Raw genomic sequence first — 17,140 nt, forward strand, 5'->3', positions numbered from 1 at the left:
CGGTCGTGGCGGTTGCCGGTACGAGCGACGTGACCGTGACCGAAAACGGCGACAAGCTGAAGGTGGTCGATCCGAGCGCGCTGATTCAGCGCCATGCCTGCACCGGCTGCGGTGTTCACCTGCACGGACCGGTCGAGCGCGACCACGCGTTCAAGGGCCTGTCCTTCATCCATCCCGAACGCTTCGAGGAGGACGGCTGGTCGCCGCCGGGCTTCACCGCCTTCGTCTCCTCGATCATCGAGTCCGGTGTCGACCCGAGCCGCATGGACGGCATCCGGTCACAGCTCAAGTCGATCGGTCTCGAACCCTATGACTGCCTCAACCCCGGCTTGATGGATTATATCGCCACCTGGACGGCGAAGAAGTCCGGCGCCTTGCCGGCTTAGCAACCGATCGGATTGTATCCATGGGGCCGGACGAAATCGTCTGGCCCCATGCTCATTGGAACCAGCGATGCCCATACCTGCCATCTACGTCGATGCCGACGCCTGCCCGGTCAAGGCCGAGGTCGAAAAGGTCGCCGAGCGCCATGGCGTTGTCGTCACCTACGTCTCCAATGGGGGCTTGCGCCCTTCCCGCGACTCGATGATCCGCAACGTCGTTGTGTCCAAGGGCGCCGATGCCGCCGACGACTGGATCGTCGACAATGCGCGGACCAACGACATCGTGATCACCGCGGACATTCCGCTGGCCGCCCGCGCGGTGGCGCTCGGCGCGCATGTGCTCGGGCCGACCGGACGTCCCTTCACGCCGGAAACGATCGGCATGGCGGTGGCGATGCGCGACCTCAAACAGCACCTGCGAGAGACCGGCGAGAGCAAGGGCTACAACGCCAGCTTCGCCCCACAGGACCGTTCGCGCTTTCTCGGCGAACTCGACCGCATCTTGCGGCGGGCGCTTAAATCCGTCACACCGCAATAGAAACCGAGCGCCATTCCAAGGTTGGAACCGCCATGGCTGCCGAAACCCCGATGAAGTCTCCCTTGCAGCGCCACATGCTGTTCGCGGTGTCGGCCTGCTTCGGCGTCGTGGCGCTTGCCGTGGCGTTGCTGCTTCATGCCTCGCTCGCCTATTCGATCGGCGCCAACGCATTCTTTGCCGCCTACGTCAGTCTTGTCGTTGCCCATATGCCAAAATTCACCGGCAGATATCTGAGCAAGAATGCGCGCGCCACCGACCAGCCGGTGCTGGTCATCTTCGCCGTGACGCTTGTCGTCGTCGGCGTTGCCACCTTCTCGCTGTTCCAACTGATCAATCAGAAAGGCAGCGCCCATCCCATCGAACTCATCTTCGCGCTGCTCTCGATCCCGCTCGGCTGGTTCACCATCCATGCCATGGCGGCGCTCCACTATGCCCATGTCTACTGGATGGACGGCGATGCGGTCGACGCCGAGACCAAGAAGAATATCCCCGTCGGAGGACTGCTGTTTCCGGGCGACAAACGGCCGGAAGGCTGGGATTTCCTCTACTTCTCGACGGTTATCGGCATGACGGCACAAACCGCCGACACCAACATCACGACCACGCATATGCGACGTGTCGTGCTTATCCATTCGATCCTTTCCTTCTTCTTCAATACGGTCATCGTCGCCGCCGCCGTCAATCTCGCCATCAATCTACGCTAGTCGTAATAAATCCGTGATCGGATGAAACATTGGTTTGGATCGCGACGTATCAGGAGGACAATGAACGCGCAGGCCACGCCGTGAGGCCCGGAGACGAGACAAGATGGAATCCGTTGCCAGAAGCCAATCCGCCGCCGATCCCGGTGCTTCGGCGTCGAACGAAAAACCGCTGATCTACCGGCAGTCGCGCTGGACGCGGCTGACGCATTGGCTCTGGGCCATCTCGCTGTTCTTCATGCTGCTGTCAGGCTTGCAGATCTTCAATGCCCGTCCGCAGCTCTATATCGGCAAGGAGTCAGGCTTCGGCTACAACAATACGATCTTCGCCATCGGTGCCGAAAACACCGACGCCGGACCGCGTGGCTACACCGAAATCCTTGGGTATCGCTTCGACACCACGGGCGTACTCGGCTGGTCGGGGCCGGCGGGCCAGGAGACGTCCCGCGCCTTTCCTTCCTGGGCGACCATACCGTCCTATTATGACCTCGGCACCGCCCGCGTCGTACACTTCTTCTTTGCCTGGATACTGACCACGACCTTGATCGTCTGGCTGGTCGCCAGCACTGTGAACGGCCATCTGCGCCGCGATCTCACGCCACGCCTCGATGATCTCAAGCGCCTGCCGCGGGACATCGTCGACCACGCGAAGCTCAAATTCCATCATACGCGGGAATACAACACGCTGCAGAAGATGGCCTATGGCGGCGTGCTGTTCGTGCTGTTGCCGCTTATGATCATCACCGGCCTGGCGATGTCACCAAGCATGAATTCAGTGCTGCCGTATCTCAACGATCTGCTCGGTGGCCGGCAGACGGCACGCACCATCCATTTCACCGTCATGGTGCTGCTGGTCGCCTTCTTCGTCGTTCATATCCTGATGATCCTCGCCGCCGGCCCGATAAACGAACTGCGTTCGATCATCACCGGCTGGTACCGCACCGATCCATCCGCACAGGACGACAAGACAACCGAGAGGAGTGCGTGACATGGCGAAGTTTGAGATCAGTCGCCGCAAATTCCTGACGGGTGCCAGTCTCGGCGCCTCCGGTATCATGCTGTCGGGCTGCGATGCCTTCGACAGCCAGTTGAGCGTTGGCAGCGGCTTGCGCGGTTTCCTCGAAAACGCCAATGACCTGACATATCGGGCACAGCGCCTGCTCGCCGGACGTGACGCCCTGGCGCCGGAATTCACCGAAGCCGACATCCGCCAGCCGCAGCGGCCGAACGGTGTCACCGCTCCCGATGATGATGTCTACAAAGGCCTGCTCGCCAACAACTTCGCCGACTGGCGGCTGGAAGTTTCAGGCCTGGTCGAAAAGCCGCTGTCGCTCAGCCGTGAGCAATTGATGAACATGCCGAGCCGCACCCAGATCACGCGCCATGACTGTGTCGAAGGCTGGAGCTGCATCGCCAAATGGACCGGCACGCCGCTGTCACTGGTGCTGGACCAGGCGATGGTCAAGCCGCAGGCACGCTACGTCATGTTCCATTGCCTCGACACGATCGACCGCGGCCTCTCCGGAGACATCAAATATTACGGCAGCATCGACCTGATCGATGCCCATCACCCGCAGACGATCCTCGCTTATGGCGTGAACGGCAAGCCGCTGCCGGTCGAGAACGGCGCGCCGCTGCGCGTTCGTGTGGAACGCCAGCTCGGCTATAAGATGCCGAAATATCTCTATAAGATCGAGCTGGTCGACGGCTTCGCCACTATCGGCGGCGGCAGGGGCGGCTATTGGGAAGACAATGGCTACGACTGGTACGGCGGGATATGAACCGCACACCGCAAGCGCCTCGGCTTGAAATGACCGCGCTTACAGCGAGCGGCGAAACAGCTCGCCTTTTCCGGCAATCTGCTCGCTAATGCCGCCAAGTCGCAGCATATGCCAGGCAAGTGCATGATTGCTCGATGTGACCGGTTTCTTCAGCTCCTTCTCGACCTCCTCGATGACCCGGGCAACGCGCATGCTGGTGCAGGAAACGAACACGGCCTCGCAGTCGCTCGACGCGCCGATCTCCAAAATGGCCTGCTTGACCGATGCCGGCGTGATGCGCGCAACGACATTGTCGTCCGCTTCGTTGAAGGAGCCCATGACCGGAATATCCATCCCCCGCACCATCAGCGATGCCCGTAGCGAGTGATTGATTTTCGCGAGGTAAGGGGTGAGCAGCGCGATCCGCGAGACGCCCAGGGCCTTCAGCGCGGCCCGCGCCGCCGTCACCGGGTTGGTCACTTGCACGCCCGGCAGCACCTCGTGAACGCGCGCGGCAACCTTGTCTTCACCAATGACAAGCGCTCCCGACGTGCAGGCAAAGCCGATCACATCGAACTTGACGTCGGGCAACAGGCCAACCGTTGCGGGGATGACGGCCGACATCTTCATCAGGTTTTCCGGCGTGATCTCGACATCGCTGTAAAGACGAGCCTCGTACAGCGCGATGTCGTTCGCGGGCAGCGCGTAGCGGAATTCATCCTCGATGGTCTGGTCGGTCCGCAGCACGAGCAGGCCGAGATTGGCGCGGGTGCCGATACCGTCGTCGGTCTTGAAGGGAATGTGTTCCTTGTCGAGGACAAGCGCGTTGTCGGCGCGGGTACCCGGGGCGTCCATGGTACAGTCCCCTTTTCCTGATCCCAATCAGAATTGTCGACAATAGAAACGGCAACAATGCCAGAGGTGTCAAGGGCTCCGCGCAGATTTGGCACCAGGAAATGCTTGCATTATGCGTTTGAGTGGACCGCTTGTCCATGCGCCGTTGACAAGGACCGGCGTCTTCCTATTGAATTGTCGACAATAGAACGACAGCCATTCGGGACGGCAATGCGCGTATTGATCTTGGGCGGGGGCGTGGTCGGGATCACCACGGCCTATCAGTTGCAAAAGGACGGCCACGCCGTCACCGTTCTCGAGCAGGCACCGCGGGTGGCCGAGGGCGCAAGCTGGGCAAATGCCGGCATGATCGCGCCCGGCCACTCCTTCGTCTGGTCATCGCCGTCCGCCCCCAAAACCCTGCTGAAGTCGCTTTTCCTGAAAGACCAGGCGCTTCGTTTCAAACTCTCCGCCGACCCGCATCTCTACAGCTGGTCGCTGCGCTTCCTCATGCAATGCACGGCCGCCAGGGCGCGCCGCAACACCCTCCTCAAACATCGGCTTGCGGTCCATTCCCAATCGGTCCTGCAGGCGGTCGTCAGGGAGGAGGCGATCCGATACGACAGGACGTCGGCCGGCATTCTTTACTTCCACCGCAGCCGTCAGGCGCTCGACAAGGGCGTCGCCAACATGCGACTGCTGGAAGCCGACGGCCAGGAGATCCGCATTGTCGACGCGCGGGAAATCGTTCACCGCGAGCCGGCGCTGGCTTCGTCGCGCGGCAGCATTGCCGGCGGCATATTGTGTCCGACCGACGAAACCGGCGATGCCGCAAAGTTCACGCGCGCGCTGGCGGCCATCGTCGAAACGAGGGGCGGCAATATCCTGACCGGCACCAGGATCGTCGGGATCGAACGCAGAAACGACGTGATCGCGCGGGTCGTCACCGACAAGGGAGAGTTTCTGGCCGACGCCTACGTTCTGTGTTTGGGCGCGGAGAGCCCGATCCTCGCCCGCAAGATCGGCCTTGGTCTGCCGATCTATCCGGTCAAGGGATATTCGCTGACCATTCCAATCGTCGACCCCGCCCTGGCTCCAAAACTTCCCGTTATCGACGAGCACAATCTCGTTGCCATCACGCCGATGGGCGATCGCATCCGCGTCACCGCGACCGCTGAGTTCGCGGGCTATGATCGCAGCCACAAACCCTCGGATTTCGCCTTCATGAAGCGCGTGACGCAGGACCTGTTCCCGCGCGGCATCGCCTATGATCGCGCCGAAATGCGGGCCTGCCTGAGACCGATGACGCCCGACAACCTGCCGGTCCTCGGCCTGCGCAACATCAAAAACCTCTGGCTGAACACCGGCCACGGCCACATCGGCTGGACCATGGCGCATGGCTCGGCCCGCATCGTCGCCGATCTGATCGCCGGCCGGTCCGCGCCGATCGCCCTCGATGGTATCCTTCCCACACAGGCCCGGTTCACCGAACCGAGTGCCGCAAAGGCATGACAGACGCCATGCTCCGACCCATCAGGCAAACCAACCAGGACAACAGCGCCGCGTTGGCATCCAAGCCGATGAAGACCGGCCCGCGTGTCTATGAAGAAATCCGTCGCATGGCGATGGATTATCGCTTCAAGCCGAACGAACGCATCAACGAAGTGGCGCTTGCCGCGAGGCTGAATGTCAGCCGCAGCCCGATCCGGGAGGCCCTCCAGCGGCTGGTCACGGAGGAACTCATCACCTTTCAGACCAATCGCGGCTTCTTTTGCCGCGGCTTCGATGTCGACGAGATCGTCAATCTTTCCGACGTGCGGGCCGTGCTCGAGGAGCGCTCCGTCAGGCTGGCGATTGAGCGCGCAACCAATGAGGAACTCGCCGCGCTCGTCGACTGGTGGGCGCTCACCATGGCGCGCGCCGACTCATTTTCCAGCGCCGAACTGACCGCCAGGGACGAGGAATTTCACATCCGCATCGCCAGGCTGTCGGGCAATCCCGAACTGGCGCGCATGCTCGAAGGCATCAACACGCGCATCCATTTCGTTCGCAAGATCGAAGTGGAGAAGCACCGGCGACTGTCGACGACCTACACCGAACACAGCGAGATCGCCCGAGCCATGGTGACCCGCGATGCCGACAGGGCCGCCAGGCTGATGCATGACCACATCGCCATCAGTGTCGCCGATGCCATGTCGACCGTTCGGGAAGGTTTGGCCCGGATATACATCGACGCCGACCAGATCTGATCAGGCAACCCAGATTTGATCATTCGACCCTTGACCGGTCAGGCAATCTTGTCGAGCAGCGGCCTCAGCACCGGATGGATTTCCGGCGAGGCGTGTTTGATCAGCGTCAGCAGCGCGCGTTCGTTCTCATACAGAGGCCGGTCCACGCCGATATGCTCGATCAGCCAGCCGGCTTCACCGGCATCGATCGTCTCGGCGCGGCGCGCCAGGGCCTCGGCCGCCCTGTTCTTGGCTTCCCACTCCGCTTCGATGTCATCAGGGGACCGATAGGCCTCCATGATGCCGGCAAGGCCGCCGGAGACCATCCGGCTGAAGAAGCCGCCGATTTCCGGATCGGCGTGTTCGAGGAAGGCATCACGGCGTAGTGCCACATCGCGCGTCGGCGCTTCATAACCGACCGAGCAAATGACGAAATTGGCGATCCCCTTGACGAACAGGTCGTTCCACGACGGATCGTTGCTGGCTTGGGCGGTCCGCTCGTTGATCTTGAACAGCACCTCTGCCTCGGCGCGCGTGATGGCAATGTTGCCGTCGCCACCGTGGGCGTGGAGGATACGGCGCAGCAGTTCGACCTCGGCCTTGGCGATCAGCCCGGGAACCAGTGCGCCGCCGAGCATCAGCGGCCCCTTGCCGTCGATAACGGCGTGGGCGACCTGTTGCAGCGCATAGACGCAAAGCTGGCCCGGTGACGATCTCGCCGCTTCCAGCACGTGCACCAGCAATTCGAGTTCGGCCCGGCTGTCGACCATGCCGTCGCGCGAGATCGTACGGATCAGCCAGTCGGCATTGTCCTGCGAGATATAGCCCGACGGCTTTTCCTGGTGGACGATGTAGTCGGTGACCGCCTCGATGAAGAAAAGCGGCCATTCCGGGCATTTGTCCTTCGCCATGGCATCGAGCGCGAACAGCGCCTCGGCCTCGCCGCGCGTCACCACACCGTCGCCGAACACCTCATGGCGCAACATCGCCACGTCCTCCGCGGCGATGCGGCTTTTCGAGGTCAGCCCGGCCACCGGCGCACTCATGATCAATTCGCCCATTTGTCGTCCCCGTCCGCCGCCGTCCAATGCCGGCCCCAAAGCGTCATGCCCGCCAACATATCAGCAGTGTCTTGAAAAACCGGCAAACGGCGTGGTTAGTGAAGACTTGTCGGCCAATGCATGTCGCCCAAAAGTATGCCGCGGTTTTGGGAGAACGACAGGCATCAAAACAAGGATCTAAAGCGCATCGCCAGCGCGACGCGCTTTAGATGTCGCCGACAGGTGACAAGCCGTCGCGCACAAGCTATGGATGGCGCGTCGAGGACTCAGGGTCTGAGTCCTACCTGTTTGCGGGAGAGAGCAGCGAAAGCTGCCGCCGAAGGGGAAATCGCCCGAAATCTCTCAGGCAAAAAGAACCGTAGACGGGAAAGACACTCTGGAAAGTCGGGGCTTGCCCCCGCGCCGAAGGTGTAAGCGCCGCTGACAGAGTTCCGGCTGCGCAAGTCTCTCAGGCTTCAGACAGAGGGGCACGGACTGGTCGCCATTCGCGACCGATTGCGTGCGACTCTGGAGATGACATGACGGGCGACGACACAAAACACCTTCCCCTCGAAGATATCCATGTGGCCGCAGGTGCGCGCTTTGGCGCCTTTGCCGGCTGGTCGATGCCGCTGACCTATCCGGCCGGCGTCATGAAGGAACACCTTCACACCCGCGAACGGGCCGGCCTGTTCGACATCTCGCATATGAAACTGTTCGAGGTCAGCGGGCCGGAGGTGGTTTCACTGCTCAACCGCGCCTGCCCGCTGGACGCCGGCGCGCTCGAAATCTCGCAATCCAAATTGTCCTTCTTCCTCAACGAAGCCGGCGGCATTCTGGACGATCTGATCGTCACCAGGCTGGGCGATATCAGGTTCATGGTGGTCGCCAACGCCGGCAACGCCGTCGCCGACGAAAAGCATTTGCGTGCGCTTGCCGCGGATTTCGACGTCAGAGTCGAGCCGCTCGACCGCGTCTTCCTTGCCATCCAGGGTCCTGAAGCGTGGGCGGCCCTTTCCCGCGCCGGCATCGAGACCGGCTCGCTGCTGTTCATGCATGGGGTCGAACCGAGGAAGAACTGGTTCATGAGCCGCTCCGGTTATACCGGCGAGGACGGTTTTGAAATCGGCCTGCCGGAGGCCGATGCGCGCGATCTCGTTGCGAAGCTGCTCGGCGATGAACGCGTGCTGTGGATCGGGCTGGCCGCCCGCGACAGCCTGCGGCTGGAAGCAGGCCTCTGCCTGCACGGCCAGGACATCACGCCGGAGACCGACCCGGCCAGCGCCGCACTGATGTGGGCGATCCCGAAGGAGATCCGTGCCACCGGCGCTTTCATCGGCGCCGATGCGCTGCGCGCCGCCGTGGAACGGGGACCCGCGCAAAAGCGGGTCGGGCTGAAGCCGGAAGGTCGCCAGCCGGTGCGCGCCGGTGCCGCGCTCTTTGACGCCGACGGCAATCCCGCCGGCCATGTCACGTCAGGCGGCTTCGGCCCGTCAGCCGGCCATCCGGTCGCCATGGGCTATGTCACGGCATCACTGGCCAAGCCCGGAACACGGGTTTTCGCCGATGTTCGCGGCACGAAGATCCCCGTCGATATTAGCTCCCTGCCCTTCACACCGCATCGCTACCGCAAAGGATGATTTCAATGGCAACGACCTATTTCACATCAGATCACGAATGGCTCCGCGTCGAGGGCGGCATCGCCACTGTCGGCATCACCGACTACGCGCAGGAGCAGCTCGGCGATCTCGTTTTCGTCGAACTGCCGGAGACCGGAAAGAAGCTGAGCAAGGGCGATACCGCCGTCGTCGTCGAATCCGTCAAGGCGGCATCCGATGTCTATGCGCCGGTCGATGGCGAGATCACCGAAGCCAACGGCACGCTGTCGTCGGATCCATCACTGGTCAACTCGGCGGCAACCGGGGCCGGCTGGCTGTGGAAGATGAAGCTTGCCGACGAAGGCCAGCTCGCCGGCCTCATGGATGAAGCCGCCTACAAAGCTCGTATCGGCTGATATCAGGAAGTATTGACATGACCGCAGCACTCACTCCCTTCTCGGCCCGCCATATCGGTCCTGATATAAACGATGTCAGAGCCATGCTTGCCGTGATCGGCGTTCCGTCCGTCGAGACGCTGATCAGCCAGGCCGTGCCGCAGTCGATCCGCCTCGACTCGCCGCTGACCCTGCCCGCGCCGGCCAGCGAAGCGGAGGCGCTGGCCGAATTGTCGGCGACCATGGCCAAGAATACGGTGCTGAAGAGCTTCATCGGCGCCGGCTATCACGGCGTCCATGTGCCGCCGGTGATCCAGCGCAACCTGTTCGAGAATCCAGCCTGGTATACGGCCTACACGCCCTATCAGGCCGAGATCAGCCAGGGCAGGCTCGAGATGCTGTTCAACTTCCAGACGCTGGTCACTGAACTGACCGGCCTGCCGGTGGCATCGGCCTCCTTGCTCGATGAAGCGACCGCGGTCGCCGAAGCCGTCGGCATCGCCTTGCGCCACCACCGCGACAAGCGCACCAAGATCGCATTTGCCGGCACGCCGCATCCGCAGACGCTGGATGTGGTGCGCACCCGCGCCGAGCCGCTCGGCATCGAGATCAATGGCGACACGATCGACGACAACACCGCCGCCCTGCTCGTCTCCTGGCCGGATACGTTAGGCGTCTATGGCGACCACAAGGCAGCCATCGAAAAGGCCCGGGCGACCGGTGCCATCGTCGTCTTCATCGCCGACCCGCTCGGCCTGACGCTGACCGACGCGCCGGCCAAGCTCGGCGCCGACATTGCCGTCGGCCCGATGCAGCGTTTTGGCGTGCCGATGGGCTTTGGCGGGCCGCACGCCGCCTATTGCGCCGTCTCCGACAGACTGACGCGGCTGATGCCCGGCCGCCTGGTCGGCCAATCCACCGATAGCAAAGGCCGGCCCGGCTACCGGCTTGCCTTGCAGACACGCGAGCAGCATATCCGCCGTGACAAGGCGACATCCAACATCTGCACCGCGCAGGCGCTGCTTGCCAACATGGCGACCGCCTATGCCATCTGGCACGGCCCCGCCGGGCTGCAGGGGATTGCCGGGCGTATCCACGCGCTGGCCAATCGTCTGGCAAGCGGCCTCGAAGCGGCAGGCGTGTCGTTGATCGGCGCCAGCCGTTTCGACACGGTGACGGTGGAGACCAAGGGCAAGGCGGCGCAGATCGCCACCGCGGCTGAAAAGACCGGCCGGCTGCTGCGCGTCATCGATGCCGACCATGTCGGCATCAGCTTCGACGAAACCTCGACCGATGTCGATCTCGAGGCGATCGCGGCCCTGTTCGGCGCCAAGGCGGGTTCCTCAGCCGGCAGCACAGTGCCCGGCAAGCCGCGCGGCAAGGAGTTTCTGACCCAGCCTGTTTTCCACGAAAACAAGTCGGAAACCGAGATGATGCGCTTCCTTCGCCGGCTGGCCGACAAGGACCTGGCGCTGGACCGCGCCATGATCCCGCTCGGATCCTGCACCATGAAGCTCAACGCGGCGGCGGAAATGATGCCGGTAAGCTGGCCTGAAATCGCCAATTTGCATCCCTTCGCGCCGGCAAGCCATTCGGCCGGCTATCGCGCCATGATCGACGAACTGGAAGGATGGCTGTCGGAGATCACCGGCTTCGACGCCGTTAGCCTGCAGCCCAATGCCGGCAGCCAGGGCGAGTATGCCGGCCTGCTCGCAATCCGCGCCTATCATCGCTCGCGCGGCGAAGGCCATCGCACCGTCTGCCTGATTCCTTCCTCCGCGCATGGCACCAATCCGGCGAGCGCGGCGATGGCCGGCATGAGCGTTGTCGTCGTGCGCTGCCTGGAGGACGGCAATATCGACATGGACGATATGAGGGCCAAGGCCAACGAGCATTCCAAGAATCTCGCGGCGCTGATGTTCACCTACCCCTCGACGCATGGCGTCTACGAGGAAGGTGCACGCCACCTCTGCGCCCTCATCCACGAGCATGGCGGCCAGGTCTATTTCGATGGCGCCAACCTCAACGCCCTGGTCGCCTTGGCGCGGCCCGCCGATATCGGCGCCGACGTCTGTCATATGAACCTGCACAAGACTTTCTGCATCCCTCATGGCGGCGGTGGCCCGGGCATCGGCCCGATCGGCGTCAAGGCGCATCTGGAGCCCTATCTGCCGGGACATGTCACCGAGGGTTCCGCGCACGCCGTGTCGGCCGCGCCGTTCGGCAGCGCTTCCATCCTGCCGATCACCTGGATGTACATTCGCATGATGGGCGCCTCCGGCCTGAAGCAAGCGACCGAGACCGCCATCATCTCGGCCAACTACGTGGCGACACGGCTCGCGCCGCACTTCCCGCTTCTCTACAAGGGTAGGCACGATCGCATCGCGCATGAATGCATCCTCGACACCCGCGTGCTCAAGGACAGCGCCGGCATCAGCGTCGACGACGTCGCCAAACGCCTGATCGACTACGGCTTCCACGCGCCGACCATGTCCTTCCCGGTCGCCGGCACGCTGATGGTCGAGCCGACCGAGTCCGAGCCCAAGCGCGAGCTCGACCGCTTCTGCGAGGCTATGATCGCCATATCAGGCGAGGCAGCGAAAGTCGCCAGGGGCGAATGGCCTTTGGCCGACAATCCGCTGGTCAACGCGCCGCACACCGCCGCCGAGGTGCTGGCCGGCCAGTGGACCCATCCCTACTCGCGCCTGGAGGCGGCCTATCCCGCCGGCGACGCCGACACGGCAGCCAAGTACTGGCCACCTGTCTCACGCATCGACAATGTCGCCGGCGACCGCAACCTGGTCTGCTCGTGCCCGCCCCTGTCGGACTATCTGGGCGCGGCGGAATAGCCCTCAGACTACGCTGAGCGCAAGGCCGGCTTGATCGGATCGGCCTCGCCCATCCGGTTGCGGCTGACGACGCAATTTCGACCGGCGTGCTTGGCGGCGTAGAGCGCCGTATCGGCCTCGGTCAGCACCTTATCGAGGCTGCTGCCGTCGGCCTCGCCAAAGCCGAGGCCGCCGCTGACCGTGCTGCGCAACTTGCCGAGTTGGGTGGCGACGATCTCGGTGCCGAAGGCCACACAGATCTTGCTGGCGAGATCATGGGCCTTCTCTTCCGTCATTCGCGACATGACGACGGCGAATTCCTCGCCGCCCAGGCGAAAGGCGTCGACACCCGTCCTGGCATATTTCTTGATCACCGCGGCGAAGCGGCACAAAACCTGGTCCCCGACCGGGTGACCATAGACATCGTTCGTCCGCTTGAAATGATCGAGGTCGAACATGACGACGGACATGAACGGACCGAAACTCCGCTCGCCGTAGAGCGACGTCAACGCCCGGCGGTTCAACAAACCCGTTAGCGGGTCGGTCATGGTCTCGGCCTTCAGCTCGATCTGTGCCTGCAGATGGTGGAGGGAGAGCGTCAAGGCGCCGAGCCCGGTCATGCAGGCCACCGCCACGACGGAATTCAATCGTTCTGCCCAGTTGTCTGGCGCGACCGCCAGCGTCCATTGCCCCTTGGCCAGCAGAACCGCGCCACAAAGCGCGAACGACACCGCGCAGGTGCCGCTCAGAAACGAAACCACAAGCAGGATGCGGCGATCGTGACTGCCGTTGATCCAGAACATGGCGCCGATCGCCGACAGCAGCGCCGTCACCGTGATGTAGGTGACGATGAAGCCGACGCCGTCAAGGCCCAGGAACGTCACCACGGCACAGACAGCCATGGCGGCAAGCGACGGTGCAACGGCACGTCTGTAGCCGGGCACGCCCAGATATTGCATGGCTGACACGCAGAGGATCAGGAACCCCAGAGTGAGCAGCGCAAGCACGATCTGGCAAAGCAGCGGATCGGGATCTTTGGTGCATCGCCAGAACAGGATCACATGCGCGACGAGCATCAGAATGCCGCACGCCGCCGTCAGGACGAAGCCCGCCTTGGGCGCGGTGAACCAGATCGCGAACATGGTGACGCTAAGGCAGATGCCCGACAGCGCGGCTGCGAGCAGGAGCGAACTGAAGTCCAGCATATCGGGCGAAGGCCTCTCCAGCGTCGGCGGGTTGCGCTGCATCCTAGGTCAGCGGCAGCCGTCAGATACGAGTTTTCAGCCGATCTTTCGACGCAACCTGCCGATAGGGTTTACAAAGCGTCGATGCCCTGTGTCCCGAAACCGGACCCAGGACGCAACGGCCAGATCAGCCCTTGTTCAGCAAGGCGAGGTTGGCGTTGACGACGGTGGGATCGACCATGCCCGCCTTCGCCTCGAGCAGCAACGCCTTGGCCTTCTTGCGATTGCCGCGCAGCAGTTGCGAATAGCCCATGTTGTTGACGATCTGAGGCTTGCGGCCGGCGACTTTCAAAAGCTGGCCGTAGGCGCGGTCGGCGAAGTCGAAGCGGCCGAGCTCATCATAGGAAGCGGCGAGCCCCATCCAGGCCTCGGCATTGTCCGCCTTCAACTCGACGGCCTTGCGGAAGTGCTTTTCGGCGAGGCCGTAATTGGCGTCGCGAAACTGCGCCTTGCCTTGCGCCAGATCGGAGGTGTCGACGTCCTTTGCCGCCGGCTGGATGGCGGTGGTCTTGGTGGTGTCGACGCCGCCCGTCGTGCAGCCAGACATCATCAAGACGGCCGCCATAGCGGCCATTGCCGTGAAGTTATTGTGACGCATGCCCCTGCCTCATCGCCCGATTTGCCGGGTCGTTCTCAAGGAAACACACTACATTAGCGGTGATTAAACTTCGGTGCCGAAACGCCGCTAAAATCTGGTTTCGAGCACACCAGCCATTAACCACCAGGCACAAGACGAAGGCTTCACGGCTCCAAGGCTTTGAGCCCCTCGGGAAACTGGTAGCGACTGCCGTCATAGCGCAGCCGGTAGGTGCGCTTCGCGGACTTGCCGGGATGAGACTGGCACTCACCATTCTCGTCGACGGACGGATTGTCCGTATCCACCCGCTCGGCCACGGTGATGTCGTGATAGCCATGGTGGCTTGCGGGGCTCATCGCCAGGCCGACCTGGCTCGACTGAAAGGATCCCGCGCAACTGGCGTCGCCTTCGCCACCAAAGCCGGCCACGTCGAGGCCGTCGAGCACCAGGCGCAAGGCATCGCCGGCGAGCGCATAAAGCCGCAGGTCGGTTTCCCTGAAGGGGTTGGGCTGCGAATGGTTTGCCATTTCGATGCGCAGGCCGAAGGCGCTGACATCGAACGCCAGCCTATAGCGGCCGGTATCGAATTCGATCTTGCGGATGGCGATGGCATCGTCCGTGATCAGCCCGGGCTGGAGCAGGCGCTGGCGCACCTGCAGGCTGTTCCTGTCGACGACCAGAAGCTCGACATCGCCGACATGCCCGTCGTCGCGGGACTGGGCGCTGTCGATCAGCGGCACCGCAACCAACAGCAGGTCGTCATGGGCGGGCCAGATCTTGCAGACCAGGCCAAATGGCATCTCGCTATCCGGACGCGTCAGGGTGATGCCGATATGGGGTTCGAGCTTGAACGAGGCGCCGTCGGCGCTCTTTTGAGCCTTGGGATAGGCCTGCTGCACCAAGGCGGAAGCATCGCCGCAGTCGTCGGCCGCAGCCCATGCGGGCGACAAACTGGCCGCGTTAAGGCCGACGAAGAGGAAGAGAGTGCGCAACAGCATTCGCATGGGCTTCTCACGTCGCAGGGGCCGAGTTCGGGCAGAATAACGGGTTGTCAGCCCCCTACTAGGACTTTCGTGGGCGCTCGCTAGTGCGCCGTCATTTTGACGATGACTGGAATGGCCGCGATCATCAACACCACCGGCAGGATGCATACCACCACCGGCACCGACATCTTGGCCGGCAGGGCGTGCGCCTTTTCCTCGGCCAGCGACATGCGCTTGTGGCGCATGTCGTCGGAAAACACGCGCAGCGCCCCCGACAGGCTGGTGCCGAGTTCCTTGGACTGTTGCAGCAGCGTGGCGAAGGAACGCACCTCGTCCAGGCTGAGGCGATCGGCAAGTGCCTTCAGCGCATCGTCAAGGCTGCGCCCGGCCCTCAGCTCCAGCGACACCAGCTGCAGGTTCTGGCTGAGCGCGGGGTAGGTCTTGGCGAGTTCCCTGGAGACGCGCTCGATGCCGGCCTCCATGCTCATGCCGGCATCCGAGCAGACGATCATCAGGTCCATGAAATCGGGAAAGCCGTTGCGGTACTCACGCCTGCGTTCCCGCACTTTCTGGCTCAGCACCAGGCCGGGCAGGAAATAGCCGGCCGCTCCTGACAGGATGACGAATGTCCAGCGGCTGGCCATCGTCGCGTCCGGGCTGGCCATCCAGCGGTTGAGCACAAAGACGCCGATTGCCGTGCCGATCATCGCGGTGAACCGGATCAGGAAGAACGTGCCGACAGCGCGCGGCTCCATATATCCCGCCTGGATGAGCTTCATGCGCAGCCGGGCGACATTTTCCGGATCGCTCTTGGCGTAGAATTCCTGTGCCCTCTTCACCGCCTTCTCGCGCACGACGCCGGAATTCTTCTTCTGTGCAGGTTCGGGTTTCGCGGCCACGGGACCGTCATCGACCTTGAGCCGGCGCTTGACCTCGTTGCGATCGCCCTTCGCCGCCATCATCGGCCAGGCAACGGCGGCAGCGCCCGCGGCCAGCAGCAGGATGGCCACCGGCATCAACGAGGTCGGCGCGAGCGAGGCGAGGAATTCGATGAAGCCCTGCATGTCAGAACTTGAAATTCGACATCTTGAACATCATCCAATTGCCCAGCATCAGCCAGGTGATCGAGCCACCCATAAGGTACCATGTCTTTGGCTCGTCCCAGACGTCGCGGTAGAATCCCGGCATCAGCGCCATGATGGCGGTAAACAGCAACACCGGGACCGCAGTCAGGATGTAGGCCGACATTCGGCCTTCTGTCGCAATGGCGCGCACCTTGCGGCGTAGCTTGCCGCGCTCGCGGATCGTCGTCGCCAGGCCGTCTAGGATCTCGCGCAGATTGCCGCCCGAACTGGTCTGGATCGAAACGGCGGTTACGAACAGCGGCAGATCCTCCTGGCCAACCCGGTCGAACAGCGAGTTCAATGCCGAAACCAGATCGGAACCGTAGGTCACTTCGTCTGCGATGACGCCGAATTCGGTGCCGATCGGGTCGGGCATCTCGCGCGCCACCATGGCGATCGCCACCGGCACCGGATGGCCAGCCTTCAGGCCGCGCGTGATCAGTTCCAATGCTTCCGGCAATTGCATGCCGAACCGCTTCACCCGGCGCTTGCGCTTGAAACGCAACGTCAGCACTGGCAGCACCGGCACAAGCACCACGAACAGGACAAGCCCCATCAGCGGCGGCAAGCCGTACCAGATGGCGACCAAGGCCATGGCCATCGCCACGCCGCAGGTGATCATCAGGAATTTCGACAGCGGCATGATCATGCCCGACTGGGTTCGCAGAGCGCGGAACCGGTCCGGCGAAAACAGCGGCGTGCCCGCGTCAAGGCCGCGCTCCTTGCGCAGTTGCACAAGCACCTGCTCCTGGCTGATCTTGTTTTCCTGCAGCTTCATGCGCCGGTTGATGGCGGTGCGCTTGTCGCTGCGGCCTGCATAAAGCAGGTAGCAGGCCTCGGCGATCAGGATGCCGGTCAGCGCCGCCGCGGCATAGACGACATAAATCGCGCTGAGTCTGTCGAACAC

General features: G+C 63.0%; 17 protein-coding genes and 1 riboswitch. Of the genes, 10 read left to right on the plus strand and 7 right to left on the minus strand.

What is annotated here, in order from left to right:
• The 5 genes from NKH02_RS14570 to NKH02_RS14590 all read left to right on the plus strand — a co-directional run.
• Positions 1-386, plus strand: a 386-nt coding sequence (locus NKH02_RS14570; protein ID WP_352879593.1) for an aldehyde-activating protein, incomplete at its 5' end; no start/stop codon positions are given.
• Between the two features lie 67 nt (positions 387-453).
• A complete protein-coding gene (locus NKH02_RS14575) occupies positions 454-921 on the plus strand; it encodes a YaiI/YqxD family protein (RefSeq protein ID WP_352872198.1) in 468 nt (155 codons plus the stop codon).
• 32 nt (positions 922-953) lie between these two features.
• Positions 954-1,625 carry a DUF1345 domain-containing protein gene (locus NKH02_RS14580; protein ID WP_352879595.1) on the plus strand — a complete coding sequence of 224 codons (672 nt, stop codon included), beginning with the start codon at positions 954-956 and terminating at the stop codon, positions 1,623-1,625.
• Positions 1,626-1,728: 103 nt separating this feature from the next.
• A complete protein-coding gene (locus tag NKH02_RS14585; RefSeq protein ID WP_352879596.1) occupies positions 1,729-2,610 on the plus strand; it encodes a cytochrome b/b6 domain-containing protein in 882 nt (293 codons plus the stop codon).
• A gap of 1 nt (position 2,611) precedes the next feature.
• Complete coding sequence (locus NKH02_RS14590) at positions 2,612-3,403, plus strand: molybdopterin-binding protein (protein WP_352879598.1); 792 nt, start codon at positions 2,612-2,614, stop codon at positions 3,401-3,403.
• 39 nt (positions 3,404-3,442) lie between these two features.
• On the opposite strand, the gene NKH02_RS14595 is transcribed toward NKH02_RS14590, so the two are convergent.
• On the minus strand, positions 3,443-4,237 hold the full coding sequence (locus NKH02_RS14595) for a maleate cis-trans isomerase family protein (protein ID WP_352879600.1): 795 nt from the start codon (positions 4,235-4,237) through the stop codon (positions 3,443-3,445).
• A gap of 210 nt (positions 4,238-4,447) precedes the next feature.
• Here NKH02_RS14595 and NKH02_RS14600 point away from each other — a divergent pair, with 210 nt between their 5' ends.
• Both NKH02_RS14600 and NKH02_RS14605 read left to right on the plus strand, forming a co-directional pair.
• Positions 4,448-5,728 (plus strand): D-amino acid dehydrogenase, encoded by a 1,281-nt coding sequence (locus NKH02_RS14600; protein WP_352879602.1) that lies wholly within the window; start codon positions 4,448-4,450, stop codon positions 5,726-5,728.
• An 8-nt stretch (positions 5,729-5,736) separates the two neighbouring features.
• Entirely contained in the window at positions 5,737-6,465 is a 729-nt protein-coding gene (locus tag NKH02_RS14605) for a GntR family transcriptional regulator (protein ID WP_352872191.1), read from the plus strand.
• 38 nt (positions 6,466-6,503) lie between these two features.
• Here the strand turns inward: NKH02_RS14605 and NKH02_RS14610 are convergent, their stop codons facing one another.
• Positions 6,504-7,505, minus strand: a complete 1,002-nt coding sequence (locus tag NKH02_RS14610) for a hypothetical protein (RefSeq protein WP_352879604.1) — start codon at positions 7,503-7,505, stop codon at positions 6,504-6,506.
• A gap of 281 nt (positions 7,506-7,786) precedes the next feature.
• Positions 7,787-7,874, plus strand: a riboswitch (glycine riboswitch).
• A 149-nt stretch (positions 7,875-8,023) separates the two neighbouring features.
• Here NKH02_RS14610 and gcvT point away from each other — a divergent pair.
• Genes gcvT through gcvP form a run of 3 tightly spaced genes read left to right on the plus strand, consistent with a single transcriptional unit; the run spans position 8,024 to position 12,326 of the window.
• On the plus strand, positions 8,024-9,124 hold the full coding sequence (gene gcvT / locus NKH02_RS14615; protein ID WP_352879605.1) for a glycine cleavage system aminomethyltransferase GcvT: 1,101 nt from the start codon (positions 8,024-8,026) through the stop codon (positions 9,122-9,124).
• 5 nt (positions 9,125-9,129) lie between these two features.
• The gene (gene gcvH, locus NKH02_RS14620) at positions 9,130-9,498 is read left to right on the plus strand and encodes a glycine cleavage system protein GcvH (RefSeq protein ID WP_352879607.1); all 369 of its coding nucleotides are present in this window, start codon (positions 9,130-9,132) and stop codon (positions 9,496-9,498) included.
• Between the two features lie 17 nt (positions 9,499-9,515).
• Positions 9,516-12,326 (plus strand): aminomethyl-transferring glycine dehydrogenase, encoded by a 2,811-nt coding sequence (gcvP, locus tag NKH02_RS14625; protein ID WP_352879608.1) that lies wholly within the window; start codon positions 9,516-9,518, stop codon positions 12,324-12,326.
• An 8-nt stretch (positions 12,327-12,334) separates the two neighbouring features.
• Here the strand turns inward: gcvP and NKH02_RS14630 are convergent, their stop codons facing one another.
• The 5 genes from NKH02_RS14630 to NKH02_RS14650 form a co-directional block, all read right to left on the minus strand.
• Complete coding sequence (locus NKH02_RS14630; protein WP_352879610.1) at positions 12,335-13,510, minus strand: GGDEF domain-containing protein; 1,176 nt, start codon at positions 13,508-13,510, stop codon at positions 12,335-12,337.
• Positions 13,511-13,676: 166 nt separating this feature from the next.
• Positions 13,677-14,147, minus strand: a complete 471-nt coding sequence (locus NKH02_RS14635) for a hypothetical protein (protein ID WP_352879612.1) — start codon at positions 14,145-14,147, stop codon at positions 13,677-13,679.
• A gap of 143 nt (positions 14,148-14,290) precedes the next feature.
• Positions 14,291-15,124: a PA3715 family protein gene (locus tag NKH02_RS14640; RefSeq protein WP_352879613.1), complete on the minus strand. Its 834-nt coding sequence runs from the start codon at positions 15,122-15,124 to the stop codon at positions 14,291-14,293.
• Between the two features lie 86 nt (positions 15,125-15,210).
• Positions 15,211-16,173 carry a type II secretion system F family protein gene (locus NKH02_RS14645; RefSeq protein WP_352879614.1) on the minus strand — a complete coding sequence of 321 codons (963 nt, stop codon included), beginning with the start codon at positions 16,171-16,173 and terminating at the stop codon, positions 15,211-15,213.
• Between the two features lies 1 nt (position 16,174).
• Positions 16,175-17,140, minus strand: a complete 966-nt coding sequence (locus NKH02_RS14650; protein ID WP_352879616.1) for a type II secretion system F family protein — start codon at positions 17,138-17,140, stop codon at positions 16,175-16,177.

The organism is Mesorhizobium sp. M1396 (assembly GCF_040317725.1).
Lineage (GTDB): Bacteria > Pseudomonadota > Alphaproteobacteria > Rhizobiales > Rhizobiaceae > Mesorhizobium.